Raw genomic sequence first — 16,767 nt, 5'->3', positions numbered from 1 at the left:
TACAACTGGGCAATCCGCCCTATTTCTTTGTGCGGGCGGTCCTGCGCTTGAGGATGGCTTTACTCGCAGGCCGTTCCGGCGGCCGTGTTGCCGCGGAAAGTGGGAGCGGGACTCGACGTAGGAGAAGGGGACTCCGAGTCGTCGTCCGCCCGCTCGGCGCTGGGGGTGGGGTCGGGCTCCTTGCGCGTCACTTGAAGGGGTGCGTCCGTTCGGAGCCGGGTGAAGAGTTCGTCCGCCGCGGGCTCGACGAGTTCATCCCGATTGGCGTCGTAGACATACGACCGCCGGGGCACCGTGAGGAACTGCACCTGTTCTGTGGGGATGTTGCGCATGCCGCGCACCAGTTCGTACAAACCACGCAAACTCGCAAGTGCCGGGTCCGTGGTCAGCGAAGAAGTGGCCGCGTCGAGCACCGGATAGAGCTTCGCCGGATTGAGCAGAACGTCATTGCTCTGCACCTTGTTGACGAGCGCCGCGAGGAACTGCTGCTGGCGGTCCATCCGCTCGGTGTCGCTGCCGTTGCCGATGCTCTTGCGGGCCCGCACATAGCCGAGCGCCTGCTCGCCGTTGAGGGTGTGCCGGCCCGCGGGAAGCCGTAGACGCGCGTCCTTGTCGTTGATCGGCTTCTTCAGACAGACCTGTACGCCGTCGACCGCCTCGACCATGTCCTTGAACCCGGCGAAGTCCACGACCATGTGGTGGTCGACGCGGATCTTCGTCATCTTCTCGACCGTACGGATGGTGCAGGCCGTCCCGCCGAACTGGAACGCCCAGTTGAACTGGGCGAACTGCGCCCGCGTCCGCGAACCGTCGCTCTTGCGGCAGCTGGGGATGTCCACCATCACGTCCCGCGGGATCGACACCGCGGTCGCGCTGTGCCGGTCGGCTGCCAGGTGCAGCAGGATCGTCGTGTCGGAGCGCTGGGTGCCGGGATCGCGCCCGTACTTCTTGTTGCCCCGGCCCGCCCGGGTGTCGGAGCCGACCAGCAGGATGTTCTGCGCGCCGTTCACCAGCGCCGTCGGCCGCTCCTTCTCGTAGCGTGCCAGCTCCGCCGCGGCGTCGGTGTCCTTGGTGATGTTGCCGTCGAGCTTGTTGTAGACCGCCCATCCGGCGCCCCCCGCCACCAGGACGAGCCCGGCGGCGCCCATGGCCGTCCAGCGCAGCCAGCGCCGCCTGCGCCTGGCGACACCCGCGCCCGTGGGGCTGGAGCCCGCGCCGGGTGCGTACGTGGCCGGCGGCTCAGGCTTGGCGTCGTCCGGACCTGAGTGCTCCGGTCCGGCGGGCGTGCCTGCGGTGTCGGACACGTGTGGGGCCACCCCTCATAGCGACGTCGGTGCATGGTGCGCTCTTACGACCATGGACCGACGTGACGCCGGGGGCCTGCGGGCCAGCGGCTCGGGTGAGCCGAACGGGGGAACTGCCGGGGGGCTGGCGGGGCCCGGCAGGGGGGCGCTACGCCGCGGTGGCGGTGACCCGCTCGTCCTCGACGCGCTTGTCGAGCCCGCCGTCGGCGAGCTGGTCGAGGTGACGGCAGAGCACCACGGAGCCGCCCGCCGCGAGCGGGGCGTACAGCCCGGAGCTCAGGCCCTCCCACGTCTCGTACGACAGCCCTGAAAGGAGCCGGGAGCCGGCGTCGAGCCCAAGCGCGGCGGCATCGGCGCGGGCCCGCTCCACCAGCTCCGCACCCGTCAGCTCGCCGGCCCCGGCGACGGCGAGGGCGGGCTCGTCCGGGTCCACGGGGGCGTACGGCACAAAGCGGTCGCCCTGGCTCGGCACCTCGACCGCGTAGTCGACGAAGCCCTCGGGGGGCTGCGGGAAGCGCCCGCCGAGCGGCCGCAGCGCGAGCGCGATCCGCTCCCCGGAGCAGGCCCTGGCCGCGTCCAGCGCATCGGGCCCGCTGACCACGAGGTCGGCGCCGGCGGGGTCGCCGCCCACGTCCGCGACGACGCCGACGGACGAACAGGCGAGCAGCCAGACCGCCGTCTGCCAGTGCGCGGGCAGCAGCAGCGCGAGGCGGTCGCCGGGCTGGGCGGCGAGATCGTCCTGGAGCAGATTGGCGGTCTTGGCCACCCAATTGGCGAAGGTGGCCACGGACAATTCGACGCGCTCGCCCGTGGCGTCGTCGTAGAAGGTGATGAGCGGGCGGCCCGGGTCCGCGGCGAGCGCGGATCGCAGCAGGTCGGCAGGGGTGCGGTCGGTGGCGTTCACGGGCGCAAGGGTACGCGCGTGCCCTGATGCCCCGGGCGTGGCGCAGGGAGCGCGGGCCACCGGTTCGGCGGACACGAACCGACGGACCGTCAATTCCCCAATGGACAGAATTGTCGCCCTATGCCAACTATCAGTCGTATGCGTGGATTTCTAGCTTCCTCGATCGGCGTCACGTGCGCGGCCGCCCTGGCCCTTCCCCTCACCCTGCCGTCGTCCGGCGCCCATGCCGCGACCCCGGCTCCTCAGTCGCCTGCCGGGCCCTTGGTGGAATCGGTGCCAGGCAGCACCCAGTCACTCCCGCTCACCCCGCTCGGCTCCGACCGCTCGCCCGGCGGCGAGGCCGCCGAACAGGGCCTGCTCCAGCGAGAGGTCCGCCCGTTCTCCCTCGTGGGTGTCATCTGGGACGACCCGGACGACGAACTGAACGGCAGCGTCCAGGTCCGCACGCGGGCGAGCGGCACCAGCAACTGGTCCGGCTGGCAGCCCGTGGAGACCCACAACCACGAGCACGCCGCCGACCCGGACGACCCGGAGCGGGCCACCGGCAGGGTCCGCGGCTCCACGGCACCCCTGTGGGTCGGCGACTCGGACGGGGTCGAGATCCGCGTACGGGGCGAGGCTGCGCAGCCCCGCGGAGAGCACCGAGGCGCCACGGAGTCCCCCGTGGAGCGCGCCCTCCCGGAGGGTCTGCGGCTCGAACTCGTCGACCCCGGAGCCGAGCCCCCGCCGCAGGGCTCCACGCCCGAAGGCCCCCGCTCCCCGGCCCTGACCGCCGAGGCCGCCGCGTCCTCCGCGGTGAACGCCGACCTCGCCCCGCTGGGCGCCTCCGTCATCCCGGCGCTCAGCAAGAAGGAGACGGAGTCCGACCTCGTCGAGGCCCGCGGCGGCCCGGAGGACGCCGGGAAGGTCAAGCCCCACATCGGCCCCCGGCCGCGCATCATCACGCGCAAGGGCTGGGGCGCGGACGAGAAGATCCGCGAGAAGAACTTCGGCTACACGAAGACCGTCAAGGCCGCCTTCGTGCACCACAGCGCCTCCGGCAACAACTACAGCTGCTCGCAGGCGCCCTCCCTGCTGCGCAGCATCTACCGCTTCCACGTCAAGAGCAGCGGCTGGCGTGACATCGGCTACAACTTCGCGGTCGACAAGTGCGGAAACATCTACGAAGGACGTGCCGGAGGTGTGGCCAAGCCCGTCCTCGGGGCCCACACTCTCGGTTTCAACAGCAACACCACGGGGGTCGCCGTCCTCGGCAGCTTCGGCTCCACCAACCCGCCCTCCGCCGCCGTGAGCGCCATCGCCCGGCTGACGGCGTGGAAGCTCGGCCTGCACGGCGCGAACCCGAGCGGGAAGACATATCTGCGGTCCGGTGGAGGAAACAAGTACAAGAAAGGCAGCAACGTCCGGCTCAACGTGATCTCCGGGCACCGTGACGGTTTCGCCACGGAATGCCCGGGGCTGCGCCTGTACAAGAAGCTGGGCAAGGCCCGTTCCGACTCGGCCCGTCACCAGGGCCGCTGAGGCCGGTCCCGTACCACGGAGCACACCGCACGACCCGCACGGCGCACTGCACGATCTGCACGGCCATCTGCATACACTGGCCGGCCGCGACTCAAAGTTCGGCCGGCCCCAGCAGGAAGCAGAGACGACAGGTGACAGAAGCGATCCTCCTGGTCGGCGGCAAGGGAACACGGCTGCGTCCGCTCACGGTGCACACCCCCAAACCGATGGTTCCGGCGGCGGGCGTCCCGTTCCTCACCCACCAGCTGGCGCGGGCCCGCGCGGCAGGCGTGGAGCACATCGTCCTGGCGACCTCCTACCTCGCCGAGGTCTTCGAGCCGTACTTCGGGGACGGCTCGGCGCTCGGTCTCCACATCGAGTACGTCACGGAGACCGAGCCCCTCGGTACGGGCGGCGCGATCCGCAACGTGGCCTCGCGCCTCCACTCGGGACCCGACGAGCCGGTCCTGATCTTCAACGGCGACATCCTCACGGGCCTGGACATCCGCGCCCTGGTCTCCACGCACGAGGAGTCGGGGGCGGACGTCTCCCTGCACCTCACGAAGGTCACCGACCCCCGCGCGTACGGCCTCGTGCCGACCGACGCGACGGGCAGGGTGCAGGCCTTCCTGGAGAAGCCGCAGACCCCCGAGGAGATCGTCACCGACCAGATCAACGCGGGCGCGTACGTGTTCCGCCGCTCCGTCATCGACACGATCCCCGTGGGCCGCCCCGTCTCGGTCGAACGCGAGACGTTCCCCGACCTCCTGGCCTCCGGAGCCCATCTCCAGGGCATGGTCGACTCGACGTACTGGCTTGACCTGGGCACGCCCCAGGCCTTCGTGCGCGGCTCGGCGGACCTGGTGCTTGGCCGCGCCCCGTCCCCCGCGATCCCCGGCCGCTGCGGCGACCGCCTGGTCCTGCCGACCGCCACGGTCGCCCCGGACGCGAAGCTCACCGGCGGCACGGTGGTCGGCGAGCACGCGGTGATCGGCGCGGGCGCACGGGTGGACGGCAGCACGGTCCTCGCGGGCGCGATCATCGAACCGAACGCGATCGTCACGGACTCGCTGATCGGCGCGGGCGCGAGGGTGGGCGCACGCACGGTCCTCGCGGGCGCGGTGATCGGCGACGGCGCGGACGTCGGCGCCGACAACGAACTGCGCGAGGGCGTACGGGTGTGGTGCGGGGCGGGGTTGCCGGCGGGGGCGGTGCGTTTCTCGTCGGACCAGTAGAGGAGCTTTGCTCCTCGCAGCCCGTCCGGTGATCCTTCAGCCCGTCCGGCGTTTGCGGACGAACTCGGCGGAGCCGGTGATGCGGGCACGCAAGGCCCCCGCGCCAGCGGGTTTTCGGGAAGGGGCGGGGTAGGGGACAAAAAAGCCCCTACCCTCGTACAGATGTCATCCCGTTTCGCCCCCCGCGTCACCCCCACCCGCACCACAGTGCGCGGCGGCGAAACGGCGATCCCCCGGGCGGTGGGCCAGGCAGGCATGCCCCGCCAGGCCACCACGGCCAGAACCCGCACCTGGACCCCGCCCTACCCCCTGAACCTGGGACTGACGGTAGGCCCGCTCCGAAGGGGCCCCGCGGACCCCACGTTCCGTACGACGCCGGCCGGCGAGGCCTGGCGAGCAAGCCGCACCCCCGAGGGCCCCGGAACACTCAGAGTGGCCCTCCGCGGAGACACCGTGGAGGCCCAAGCCTGGGGCCCGGGAGCGACCTGGCTCCTGGACCAACTCCCGGACCTCCTCGGCGAGTCGGACACCCCGGAGGACTTCACCCCCCGCCACCGCCTCCTCGCGGCGACGGCGCACCGCAGACCGGGCCTGCGCCTGATCCGCACGGGCCTGGTCCTGGAGTCCCTGATCCCGTCGATCCTGGAACAGAAGGTCACGACGGACGAGGCGTACCGCGCGTGGCGCCTCCTGGTGCGCAAGTACGGCGAACCGGCACCCGGGCCCGTCCCCGCCCAGCTCCGCATGTACGTCATGCCGGACCCGAGGACGTGGACCCTGATCCCGTCCTGGGAGTGGCACAAGGCGGGTGTGGACGACAAGCGCGCGTCGACGATCCTGCGGGCGGCCCGAGTGGCGGCGCGCCTGGAGGAGGCGGCGGCGATGGAGCCCCTCAAGGCCCAGGCCCGCCTGGAACTGATCCCGGGCATCGGCCCGTGGACGTCGGCGGAGACGGTCCAGCGCAGCAACGGCGCCCCGGACGCGGTCACGGTCGGCGATCTCCACCTGCCGGGCATCGTCGGCTTCGCGCTGGCCCGCGACCGCACGGCGGACGACGAGGAAATGCTGCGGCTCCTGGCCCCCTACGAGGGCCAACGCCACCGAGCGGCCCGCCTGATCCTCCTGAGCGGCCACACACCACCCCGCAGAAAACCAAAGATGCCCAAAACGGACATCGCCCTACTCTGACAAGCCCCGTCAGGGGCGCGGGGAACTGCGCGACCAGCCCCCACGAACGCGCACCCGAAATGAGCCCCCGCAGTATCGCGACCAACGCCCAGGGGCGAGTCACCGAACCGCGATGAAGTCCCCCACATCCCGCCCAGCCCGAGCCGCAGGCTCAACCGCCGCATGCCCCACAGCCACCGCCCCCATCGGGTCCCACGACCCCGGAAGCCCGAGAACGTCCCGTACGACATCCCGGCAGAACATCGTCGAGGAGACCCACGCGGAGCCAAGGCGCTCCCCGGCGAGCGCGACGAGGAAGTTCTGGACCCCGGCCCCGGCCGCGACCACGAACATCTCCCGCTCGGCCACGTCCCGCCGCGCATCCCCGTACGTATGCGAGCCGTCCATCACCAGACAGGGCACCACCAGGTAGGGCGCCCTCCGCAGCACATCGCCCCGCCGCACCCGCCTGGCGATGGACTCCGAAGACTTGCCGTCCCCCTCCAGGTCCGCGACCCAAGCGTCCCGCATCGCGTCGAGCAGCCGCACGCGCGAGTCCTCGGACTCGAGGAGGACGAACCGCCACGGCGTCGTGTGATGCGGCGCGGGCGCGGTCACCGCGGCCGCCACGGCCCGCCGCACCGCCCCGGGGTCCACCGGCTCGTCCGTGAACTCCCGCACGGTCCGCCGCTGCGTCACCGCTTCCCGTACGGCCTCGGACGTACCGAGCCGGAACATGTCGTCGCGGGAGTCGCGCACCATGACCCGGGCGCCTGCATCGGACCCGCCGCTCTCCCCGACGACATGCGAAAGCCCGCGGACCACCGCGACCGGCAGCCCACCCGCCTTCCCCTTGACCAGGTCGCCCGCGGCGGCCAGCTCGTCCGCGGTGGCGACGACCGTCGCGCTCAGCGGATTGCCGTACGCGTCGACGCCGCCCCGCAGGTCGTCGAGGACCCGCACGCCCGCCGCCCCGATGGCGACGTCCGTCAGGCCGTTGCGCCAGGGACGCCCGAAGGTGTCCGTGACGACGACGCCGACGTCCACGCCCAGGGCGTCCCGCAGCCCCTCCCGCACCGCACGCGCCGACGCGTCGGCGTCCTCGGGCAGCAACAGAACCGTCCCGGCAGGCGTGTTGGAGGCGTCGACACCGGCCGCGGCCATCACGAGGCCCTGGCGGTTCTCGACGATGCGGAGGGTCCCGCGCCGCGCCACGACCCGTACGGTCTCGGCGTCGATGGCCGCCTCGCGGTCGCTCGCACCGACGATCCGCCCCTCGGCCTTGCTGACGATCTTCGAGGTGACGAGGAGCACGTCCCCGTCGACGAGCTCCGGCTCGGCGGCCGCGATCAGCTTGGCGAGGTCGTCACCGTGGCGCACCTCGGGCAGTCCGGGAACGGCCCACACGCGGTACGACGGCGAAGAACCGGCGGCGGCTTCGGGGGAGCTCACGCCCGCACCTCCTCCGCGAGGGCGAGCGCCGCGCGCGCCATCTCGGCGGTCGCGTCGATGTCACTCATCATCAGCGGGATCGCCCGGCACCGGACGCCCGCCGACTCGACCCGGTCCACGACCCCGGCGTCCACGGTGTCGACGAGCCACCCGTCCAGCAGCCCGCTTCCATAGTGCTCGGCGACCGCGGCGGCGTTGGACTCCACGCCCACCGCGGCGAGCACCTTGTCGGCCATGCCCCGCACGGGCGCGTCCCCGACGATGGGGGAGAGCCCGACGACGGGTACGCCCGCGTCGGCGATGGCCTCGCGGATGCCCGGCACGGCGAGGATCGTCCCGACGCTCACCACGGGGTTGGACGGCGGGAAGAGCACGACGTCCGCGTCGGCGATCGCCTCCAGGACGCCGGGCGCGGGCTTCGCCTGGTCCGCACCGACCGGCACGACGGCGTGCGCGTCCACGGAGGCCCGAAGGCGCACCCAGTACTCCTGGAAGTGCACGGCCTTCTGCTCGCCGTCGACCGTGACGGCGACATGCGTCTCGACGCGGTCGTCCGACATCGGGATGAGCCGCACGCCGGGCTGCCAGCGCTCGCACAGCGCTTCCGTCACCGCGCTGAGCGGGAACCCGGCGGCCATCATCTGTGTCCGCACGATGTGCGTGGCGAAGTCCCGGTCGCCGAGCCCGAACCACTCGGGCCCGACGCCGTACGCCGCGAGTTCTTCCTTGACCTTGAACGTCTCGTCCGTACGCCCCCAGCCCTGCTCCTCGTTGATGCCGCCGCCGAGGGTGTACATCACGGTGTCGAGGTCGGGGCAGACCTTGAGGCCGAACAGGTGGATGTCGTCACCGGTGTTGCCGATGACGGTGATGTCCGCGTCAGGCGCGGTTTTCTTGAGCCCGCGGAGGAAACGGGCGCCGCCGATACCGCCGGCCAGGACCACAATGCGCATGGGGCCAAGCATGTCAGGCAGGTACGACAACGCGTCAGGCGGTTACGACATCTCCGGCCGCCGCAGCGGTGGCCCGTACGCCGCACTGCGCCGCGTGCATCGGCATGTCCGTCAGGCCGGGGTAGTAGATGTGCAGGCTGACGGCCGGTTCCAGGGAGTCGTTGACGACGTCGTGCACGTACCCGGGCGCGAAGACGCGCTGTGCCCCGGCGCCGAGCGCGCGCTGTCCGCGCTCCGTACGCTCCGTCAGTTCGCCGTCGAGGACGGTGAGTACGCCGGAGGAGCGGCCGTGGTCGTGATGTCCGCTGCCCTGTCCGGGCACCCAGGAGAGCAGCCACACCTCGTATCCAGGGCCGGTGCGCAGGCGGTGGTACCACCGGCTCGTCGCGTCGTACTCGACGAGGTGGGCCCACTGGGCGCGGTCGGCCGCGATGGTGCGGGCCAGGCCGACGAATTCGGCCACGGTGGCCGGGTGCTCGCGGGCGGGCTGCAGGAGGTGGGTGACTTCGAGGATGTCGCCGGCGATCTGGAGGTCGCTGTCGCTGTTCATGGTGCGGTGGTTCCTCAACGTGAGTGCTGGGGTGTCGCGAAGGAGGGTGGAGCGGCTCGGGCGGTGAAACGCCGGAGCGGGCTCAACAGCTGGAAGCGGGAAGGCTCAACAGCTGGAGCAGGAACAGCGACAGCGCGCGTGGACAGCACCGAGGAGCCCGCTGGTGCGGGTCGTCGAGAGTGTCAAGTTTGCGAGCATGCCCACTAGAACAGCGGCTCACACCTCCTCTGTCAACTCTATGTCCGGTATGTGGGATATGTTTCACCTCATCCGGTTGTTCTCCGCGGTGAAAGGTTTGTGCACCCAGCAGGCCGGACACATGGCGCATCAACCGGCGCGTAAACCCCGGCGCGCTCCCGTGACTCGAATGTGATCCCCTTCGCTTCGGTGCACCGGTCGCAACGGGATCGATCTCCGTGACGTCCTTCCCAGGTGAGGGCGGTCTCGGCATGCCTCGGCATGGGCCACAGGCAAGTGTCATGGTTTATGCCGATTTGAACACTTTCCGCATTACCTTGGTTCCGCAGGGTGAATAAGGGGCCCAATAGCAGATCTCGGCTTGACTGGCCCGGATCGGCACACTTGTAATTTCACTCGTGTCGTTCAACCGAAATCGGTAACGGCAAGCACGACGGGGACGCACAGACAGACGAGGGGCGCACATGACCGAGCTGGTTCAGGAACTGCTGGTCGAGGACGCGGACGAGGAACTCGGCTGGCAGGAGCGCGCGCTGTGCGCCCAGACCGACCCCGAGTCCTTCTTCCCCGAGAAGGGCGGCTCCACGCGAGAGGCCAAGAAGGTCTGCCTCGCCTGTGAGGTTCGTTCGGAATGCCTTGAGTACGCACTGGCGAACGACGAGCGGTTCGGTATCTGGGGCGGTCTTTCGGAGCGGGAACGCCGCCGTCTGAAGAAGGCCGCCGTCTGAACACCAGCTGGTTCGCCCGACCAAACGCCACACACCCCTACGTAAGGAACAGCCCGTCGCCCGTGGGTTATCCACAGGCGGCGGGCTGTTGTGATGCCAGCCGTTAGTGTGGGGCCCCGTCCGAGACGCCCCGGCGCCCCCATGAAGCGCAGGCGTCCACCGCAGTCCATCGAACCGGGGCCCGTACCTCGATGTCCGTGCACAGCCATTCGGCAGCCAGTCACCACGACCCCGCTGCCGCTCCTGAGTTCCCGCGGCACGTAGTCACCGCCGTGATCGTCTCCCACGACGGCGCCCGCTGGCTGCCCGACGCCCTGTCCGGCCTGCTCGGCCAGGAGCGCCCGGTGCAGAACGCCGTGGCCGCGGACACCGGCAGCGCGGACGACTCCGCCCGCCTGGTCACCGAGGCACTCGGTCCCGACCGCGTCCTGCACCTGGCCCGGCGCTCCGGCTTCGGCACCGCCGTCGACGAGGCGAACCGCACCGCCGGCGTGCTGACCCCCGAAGAGCTGCCCTACCTGAAGCGGCCGAGCGGCTGGGACCCGGTCAGCCGGACCTGGCGCGACGAGGCCTACGACCTCCCGGAGTTGCCGCACGGCGAGCCCGAGCAGTGGCTGTGGCTGCTGCACGACGACTGCGCACCCGAACCCGGCGCCCTCGCCGAACTGCTCCGCGTCGTGGAGAACGAGCGCGAGGTCGGCAAGGACGTCGCGATCGTCGGCCCCAAGCTGCGCGGTTGGTACGACCGCCGCCAGCTCCTGGAGGTCGGCGTCTCCATCGCCAACAGCGGCCGCCGCTGGACCGGCATCGACCGCCGCGAACAGGACCAGGGCCAGCACGACCACGTACGGCCGGTCCTTTCCGTGTCCACCGCGGGCATGCTGATCCGGCGCGAGGTCTTCGACGAACTCGGCGGCTTCGACCGGCGCCTGCCGCTCATGCGGGACGACGTCGACCTGTGCTGGCGCGCCCAGAACGCGGGGCACCGCGTCCTCATCGCCCCCGAAGCCGTCGTCCGGCACGCCGAGGCCTCCTCGCGCGAGCGCCGCACCGTCGACTGCGTCGGGCGTACGTCGACGTCGCCGCACCGCGTGGACAAGGCGGGCGCCGCCTACACCCTGCTCGTCAACGCCCGTACGGCCGTGCTGCCCTGGGTGCTCCTGCGGCTCGTCGTCGGCACCCTGCTGCGTACCGTCGCGTATCTCGTCGGCAAGGTCCCGGGCCAGGCGGTCGACGAGGTCGCCGGTCTCCTGGGGACCCTGCTGCGGCCCGGACGGATCGTCAGCGCCCGTAAGGAGCGCGGCAAGTCGGCGCTCGAACCGGCCGAGATGCGGCCGCTCTTCCCGCCGCCGGGCGCCACCGTGCGCGCCACCGTCGAACAGGTCGCGGGCAACATCGTCGGCCGCTCCGACCCCGAGGCCGTCACCGGCGCCGGACGCCACGGAGCCGTCGAGTCGGGACCCGGCGGGGACGACGCGGACTTCCTCCAGGTCGAGCAGTTCGCACGGCTGAAGCGCGTGGCCCGCAAGCCGGGACCGATGCTCTTCGTGGTGCTCCTCTTCGTCTCGCTCATCGCCTGCCGCGAACTCCTCGGCAGCGGTGCGCTCGCGGGCGGCGCGCTGCTGCCCGCTCCCGGCGACTCCTCGGGCCTCTGGGCGCGCTATCTCGACGCCTGGCACCCCATCGGGACCGGCGGCACGGAGTCGGCGCCGCCCTACCTCGCGCTCGTCGCGGGCCTCAGCACCCTGCTGTTCGGATCCACCGGCCTCGCGGTCACGGTGCTCCTCGTCGGCTCGGTGCCGCTGGCCGGCTTCGCCGCCTACTTCGCCTCACGGCCCCTGGTCGAGTCGCGCCTGCTGCGCGCCTGGGCCTCGGTCGCGTACGCCTTCCTGCCGGCCGCCACGGGCGCGCTCGCGGGCGGGCGCGTCGGTACCGCCGTCCTCGCGATCCTGCTGCCGCTCATGGCGCGCGCGGGCATCGCAGCGAGCGGGCTCACCCTGCCGGAGGGCACGCGCGGGAGCTGGCGCGCCAGCTGGGCGTTCGCCCTGCTCCTGACGATCACCACCGCCTTCACGCCGATCGTGTGGCCGATCGCCCTGGTGCTCGGCCTCGCGCTCCTCGTGGTGCGCAGGGGCGACATCACGGCGTACGGCCTGCGCTTCCTCGCCGCGCTCGGCACGCCCCTCCTGATGCTCGCGCCCTGGTCGCTCTCGCTGCTGCCCTTCGGGTTCTTCGGCGAGGCGGGCCTCGAGTTCGGCACGGGCTCGGCGACCGGGCTCGACCTGCTCGGGGGCAGCCCCGGCGGGCCCGGGACCGTGGACGGGCTGCTGCTCATCGGCATCGTGCTCGCCGCCCTTGCCGCGCTCCTTCGCACCGAGCGGCAGCTCGCCGTCCGCACCGCCTGGATCGTCGCCCTGGTCTCGCTGGTCTTCGCCGCGCTCTCGAACGGCTCGGCGTGGGCGGGCCCCGCGACCCTCGCGTACGGCATCGGGCTCCTCGCCGCCGCCGCGCTCGGAGCCGACGGGGCACGCACGCGTGTCGCCGAGCAGAGCTTCGGCTGGCGCCAGCCGGTCGCCGTCCTCATCGCCTTCGCGGCGGCCGCGGGGCCGCTGCTCGTCGCCGCCGGGTGGATGATCCGTGGCGCCGACGGCCCCCTGGAGCGGCGCGACCCGGTGCAGGTGCCCGCGTTCGTCGCCGAGGAGAGCGGCACGCAGGACCAGGCCCGCACGCTCGTCCTGGACAGCGAGTCCGCCGCCCAGGTGTCGTACACCCTCGTCCGCGGCTCGGGTGCCCGGCTCGGGGACGCCGAACTCGCCGACGCGGGCGGCTCGAACGAACGCCTGGACAAGATCGTGGCCCGGCTCCTCGCGGGCTCAGGCGCCGACCAGGCCGACCAGCTCGGCGGCTTCGCCGTGCGCTACGTCCTCGTACGGGACGGCGCGCCCCGCCAGATGAGCCGCACCCTGGACTCCACCCCCGGCCTCACCCGGCTCAGCCAGGAGGACGGCAGCGCCCTGTGGCGCGTGGACCGGCAGGTCGCGCGCGCCGCGATCGTCCCCAGGTCCGGCGACCCCCTGCCGGTCGCCGCGGGCCCCGTGGAGTTGCACACGAACATCCCCGCCGGCGGCGAGGGCCGCACCCTGCGGCTCGCCGACGCCGCCGACGAGGGCTGGACCGCGACCCTGGACGGCCGACCGCTGACCAGGACGACCCTGGACGGCTGGGCGCAGGGCTTCGACCTGCCCGCGTCCGGCGGCCGCCTGGACGTCACGCACGAAACGCCCGCGGGCCACACGGCATGGCTGTGCGTCCAGGGCGCGCTCGCCGTGGTCCTGGTGGTGCTTGCCCTTCCCGGACGCCGCCGCCATGTGGACGACGACCTCCCGGACGAGCCGGTCATCCCCGCGCAGCCGGTCGAGGGCGAGGGCCGCAGGGCCCGCAGGCTGCGGGCCGCCCAGGCCGAACAGGACGCCGCGCAGGGGGCCGCCGGACAGGAAGACCCCGGTACGCCACCGCCTCCTCCGCAGGAGGAGGCCTTCGCCGCGGTGCCCCAGCAGCAGTCGCAGTCGTACGAGGAATGGCAGGCCCCCGCCCACCAGGGCGCCGACTACGGCACCTATCAGGGCGAGCAGCAGTACCAGGACGCGCAGTACCCGGCCGGCTCGTACGACCGGACCGCCTATCAGGACCCGTACCAGGGCGGCCAGTACGACCCGTACGCCTACGGAGGCGCACAGGGCGGCGGCGAGCAGTACGGGCAGCCGTACGACGCCGCGTACGGGCAGCAGCCCCCGATGCCGCCCCAGCCTCCGCAGCCGCCGCACGGCACCGACAGTGAGCGCCCCGACGGGAGCCAGCAGTGAACCGCACGACCCAGTCCCTGATCGCCGCGGTGGCCGCGCTCGCCGCCGTCACCGGGTTCGCCGTGGCCAGCGCGCCCGACGGCAGCGGCGACGACGGCGCGAAGGCGGCCGCGCGGCTGCCCGTCGAGCGCAGCAGCCTGCTCTGCCCGGTGCCCAGCGCGTCCGACCTCGCCGAGACCTCGTACACGGCGTTCACGCCCAAGGGCGGAACCTCCGCCGCATCCGGCAAGGCGGAGCTGCGGCCCGCCACCAGGGCGTTGAAGGTCACACCGGAGGGCTCCGCCAGGGAGGAGAAGAAGGACGACAAGCCCTTCCTGACCTCGAAGGCACCGGGCAAGCCGGTCACCGGCGAGGAGTCCGGGGGAGAGTCACCGGCGCTCCTCGGCACCGCCGACGGCAAGCTGGCACCGGGGTGGACCGTCCAGCAGACCACCAAGTACGCCGTGGGCAGCGGCCGCGGCCTGCAGGGCGCCAACTGCACGGCGCCCGACACGGACTTCTGGTTCCCGGGCGCGAGCACCGCCGAGGACCGCAGCGACTACGTCCACCTGACCAACCCGGACGACACGGCGGCCGTCGTCGACGTCGAGCTGTACGGCAAGGACGGCGCCCTCAAGACCGAGGTGGGGGAGGCGATCCAGGTTCAGCCGCACTCCAGCGTCCCGGTCCTGCTGTCCACGCTCTCGCCCAAGGAGCAGACCAACCTCACGATGCACGTGACCGCGCGCAGCGGGCGGGTCGCGGCCGCCGTGCAGTCGTCGGACGACAAGCTCGGCGGCGACTGGCTGCCCGCGTCGGCCGATCCCGCGAGCCGCCTCGTGCTGCCGGGCATCCCCAAGGACGCCACGTCGGTCCGTCTGGTCGCCTTCGCGCCCGGCGCCGAGGACGCCGACCTGAAGGTGCAACTGGCAGCGCCCAGCGGCTCGATCAGCCCGGCCGGCCACGCGAACCTGCACGTCAAGTCCGGCATGACGACCGCCGTCGACCTCGGCGACGTCACCAAGGGCGAGGCGGGCTCGCTGATCCTGACGCCGACCGAGGACGCGACGCCCGTGGTGGCGGCCCTGCGCGTGACCCGGGGCAAGGGCGCCGACCAGGAGACGGCGTTCATCCCCGCCACGAACGCGATCGGCACGCGCGCGACGGTGGCCGACAACCGCGCCAAGGGCTCCACACTGTCGCTCGTGGCCCCCGGCAAGACCGGAAAGGTGCGGGTCACGGCGTCCGACGGCAGTGAGGGCGGCTCGTCGACGAGCAAGACCTACACGGTCAAGGGCGGCACGACCCTGGGCATCAAGGCTCCCGTCCCGGCCGGCCTCAAGGGCACGTACGCGCTCACGGTGGAACCGGCGTCGGGGGGCTCGGGGGAGGGCGTCTACGCCTCACGCATGCTGGAGGACCCGGAGGACGGCGTCCCGATGTTCACCGTCCAGACCCTGTCGGACGACCGGGGCATGGTGTCGGTGCCCGAGGCGGAACAGGATCTGAAGGTGCTGCAGAAGTAGGCCTTCGGGGGCGGGCGGGGGAGACCCTCAGGAGTCTTCCCCGTACCGCGGGTCCACCGACTCGGGCGAGAGCCCGAGGAGCTCGGCCACCTGCTCGACCACCACTTCGTGGACGAGCGCGGCCCGCTCGTCCCGCCCCTTGGTCCGGATCTCCACGGGCCGCCGGTAGACGACCACCCGCGCGGGACGGTCGCCGGAAGCCTCGATCGTGCCCCCGAGCGGCACGACGTCGTCGTTCCAGTCCTCGTCGCCGGAGCCCCCACCCCGCCCGAGCGCCGGGACCTCCAGGACCAGGAAGTCGATCTCGCTCAGCTGCGGCCACCGTCGTTCGAGCCGCTCCACGGAGTCCTGCACCAGGTCGGTGAAGACCTCGGCGCGGCTTGCGGACAGCGGCACCTGGGGAGGCGCCACGGGGCCGCGCATGCCCCTGCCGTGGCGGTCGCGGCGGCGGGGCCTCGGGTCTGCGGTGCGGGGCTGTACGGGGTCGTCCATCACTGACGAAGAGTAGTCCTCGAGATCGCCGTTTCCGCACAGCTTCCACCGGCCTTCCGTACCTCTTCCGTGCCTCTCCGGTGCCTCTCGCGTACGGCTTCGGTCCGGCGCGTGGCATGTCGCCCGATGACCGTTCGGGCCAGGGTTGGGCCCGATTCCGTATCTCTCCAGGACCGTCGATCACGCGACGAATGACGGGATTTGCGCCAAGTGGTGACCGGATTCAACACCGCCGACCGCCAGGACCCCTGGTGTCGCCGCAGGTCAGCGAGGCGCCGTGCGAGCCTCCCGTGGCGGGGATCACAGCACGACACGGTGGGGTGACCTCGCGGAGAGTCGTCGCGGCCCGCTCAAGAGTGCGGTACCGTCCAACATCGTGAGCCCTGTACGTCGCTGTTCGCGCACCGCTTGCGGCCGTCCCGCCGTCGCGACGCTGACGTACGTCTACGCCGACTCGACCGCGGTCCTCGGCCCCCTCGCCACCTACGCCGAACCCCACTGCTACGACCTGTGCGCCGAGCACTCCGAGCGCCTCACCGCGCCCCGCGGCTGGGAGGTCGTCCGCCTCGCCGACGCCTCCGGTCCCGCGCGCCCCAGCGGCGACGATCTCGAAGCGCTCGCCAACGCGGTGCGTGAGGCGGCCCGCCCCCAGGAGCGCGCCGCCGAGGCCGGCGGTGGCGCCCGCAGGGCGGACCCGATGGAGGTCGCGCGCCGCGGCCATCTGCGGGTGCTGCGCTCACCGGATTCCTGAACCGCCCCGCTGCGCGTTCTTGAACCGCCGCACTACGTGTTCTTGAACCGCCCCTCTCCGGAGGCCTCTGTCGTTCATTGCTGAACAAGTTCTCTTGTACGCCCCATTGACGTGCCCATGTCGGCGAGATGACCATTCCCCCACCCGTGAGAGATCACCTTCCGC

The 16,767-nt window shown here is 72.1% G+C and carries 13 protein-coding genes; 7 read left to right on the top strand and 6 right to left on the bottom strand.

What is annotated here, in order from left to right:
* Nucleotides 1-59: 59 nt before the first annotated feature.
* Both ACIBCK_RS13730 and ACIBCK_RS13725 read right to left on the bottom strand, forming a co-directional pair.
* The gene (locus ACIBCK_RS13730) at nucleotides 60-1,304 is read right to left on the bottom strand and encodes an LCP family protein (RefSeq protein ID WP_399389826.1); all 1,245 of its coding nucleotides are present in this window, start codon (nucleotides 1,302-1,304) and stop codon (nucleotides 60-62) included.
* Between the two features lie 148 nt (nucleotides 1,305-1,452).
* Entirely contained in the window at nucleotides 1,453-2,208 is a 756-nt protein-coding gene (locus ACIBCK_RS13725; protein WP_399389825.1) for a TIGR03089 family protein, read from the bottom strand.
* Nucleotides 2,209-2,346: 138 nt separating this feature from the next.
* On the opposite strand from ACIBCK_RS13725, the gene ACIBCK_RS13720 reads away from it, so the two are divergent.
* The 3 genes from ACIBCK_RS13720 (at nucleotide 2,347) to ACIBCK_RS13710 (ending at nucleotide 6,131) form a co-directional block, all read left to right on the top strand.
* Nucleotides 2,347-3,729 (top strand): N-acetylmuramoyl-L-alanine amidase, encoded by a 1,383-nt coding sequence (locus ACIBCK_RS13720; RefSeq protein WP_399389824.1) that lies wholly within the window; start codon nucleotides 2,347-2,349, stop codon nucleotides 3,727-3,729.
* A gap of 131 nt (nucleotides 3,730-3,860) precedes the next feature.
* Nucleotides 3,861-4,943 carry a sugar phosphate nucleotidyltransferase gene (locus ACIBCK_RS13715; RefSeq protein ID WP_399389822.1) on the top strand — a complete coding sequence of 361 codons (1,083 nt, stop codon included), beginning with the start codon at nucleotides 3,861-3,863 and terminating at the stop codon, nucleotides 4,941-4,943.
* Nucleotides 4,944-5,105: 162 nt separating this feature from the next.
* The gene (locus tag ACIBCK_RS13710; protein WP_399389820.1) at nucleotides 5,106-6,131 is read left to right on the top strand and encodes a DNA-3-methyladenine glycosylase family protein; all 1,026 of its coding nucleotides are present in this window, start codon (nucleotides 5,106-5,108) and stop codon (nucleotides 6,129-6,131) included.
* Nucleotides 6,132-6,230: 99 nt separating this feature from the next.
* On the opposite strand, the gene ACIBCK_RS13705 is transcribed toward ACIBCK_RS13710, so the two are convergent.
* From ACIBCK_RS13705 to ACIBCK_RS13695, 3 genes are read right to left on the bottom strand one after another with little or no spacing between them, the layout of a single operon-like run.
* Nucleotides 6,231-7,562, bottom strand: a complete 1,332-nt coding sequence (locus ACIBCK_RS13705) for a coenzyme F420-0:L-glutamate ligase (RefSeq protein WP_399389818.1) — start codon at nucleotides 7,560-7,562, stop codon at nucleotides 6,231-6,233.
* On the bottom strand, nucleotides 7,559-8,515 hold the full coding sequence (gene cofD, locus ACIBCK_RS13700) for a 2-phospho-L-lactate transferase (protein WP_399389816.1): 957 nt from the start codon (nucleotides 8,513-8,515) through the stop codon (nucleotides 7,559-7,561). Before cofD ends, ACIBCK_RS13705 begins: the two co-directional genes overlap by 4 nt.
* A 34-nt stretch (nucleotides 8,516-8,549) precedes the next feature.
* Entirely contained in the window at nucleotides 8,550-9,065 is a 516-nt protein-coding gene (locus tag ACIBCK_RS13695; RefSeq protein ID WP_399389814.1) for a cysteine dioxygenase, read from the bottom strand.
* Between the two features lie 662 nt (nucleotides 9,066-9,727).
* On the opposite strand from ACIBCK_RS13695, the gene ACIBCK_RS13690 reads away from it, so the two are divergent.
* From ACIBCK_RS13690 to ACIBCK_RS13680, 3 genes are all read left to right on the top strand, one after another.
* On the top strand, nucleotides 9,728-9,991 hold the full coding sequence (locus ACIBCK_RS13690) for a WhiB family transcriptional regulator (protein WP_016642094.1): 264 nt from the start codon (nucleotides 9,728-9,730) through the stop codon (nucleotides 9,989-9,991).
* A 191-nt stretch (nucleotides 9,992-10,182) separates the two neighbouring features.
* On the top strand, nucleotides 10,183-13,854 hold the full coding sequence (locus ACIBCK_RS13685; protein ID WP_399389813.1) for a glycosyltransferase: 3,672 nt from the start codon (nucleotides 10,183-10,185) through the stop codon (nucleotides 13,852-13,854).
* Nucleotides 13,851-15,359: a DUF5719 family protein gene (locus ACIBCK_RS13680; protein ID WP_399389811.1), complete on the top strand. Its 1,509-nt coding sequence runs from the start codon at nucleotides 13,851-13,853 to the stop codon at nucleotides 15,357-15,359. The genes ACIBCK_RS13685 and ACIBCK_RS13680 overlap by 4 nt, the downstream gene beginning before the upstream one ends.
* Before the next feature lie 27 nt (nucleotides 15,360-15,386).
* On the opposite strand, the gene ACIBCK_RS13675 is transcribed toward ACIBCK_RS13680, so the two are convergent.
* A complete protein-coding gene (locus tag ACIBCK_RS13675; RefSeq protein ID WP_399390661.1) occupies nucleotides 15,387-15,851 on the bottom strand; it encodes a metallopeptidase family protein in 465 nt (154 codons plus the stop codon).
* A gap of 376 nt (nucleotides 15,852-16,227) precedes the next feature.
* Here ACIBCK_RS13675 and ACIBCK_RS13670 point away from each other — a divergent pair, with 376 nt between their 5' ends.
* The gene (locus ACIBCK_RS13670) at nucleotides 16,228-16,602 is read left to right on the top strand and encodes a DUF3499 domain-containing protein (RefSeq protein ID WP_030793262.1); all 375 of its coding nucleotides are present in this window, start codon (nucleotides 16,228-16,230) and stop codon (nucleotides 16,600-16,602) included.
* The last annotated feature ends 165 nt before the right edge of the window (nucleotides 16,603-16,767 follow it).

Origin of the sequence: Streptomyces sp. NPDC051218 (genome assembly GCF_044455475.1) — a bacterium.
Lineage (GTDB): Bacteria > Actinomycetota > Actinomycetes > Streptomycetales > Streptomycetaceae > Streptomyces.
The sequence above is the reverse complement of the archived record's forward strand: the minus strand, read 5'-3'. Positions and strand labels throughout refer to the sequence as shown.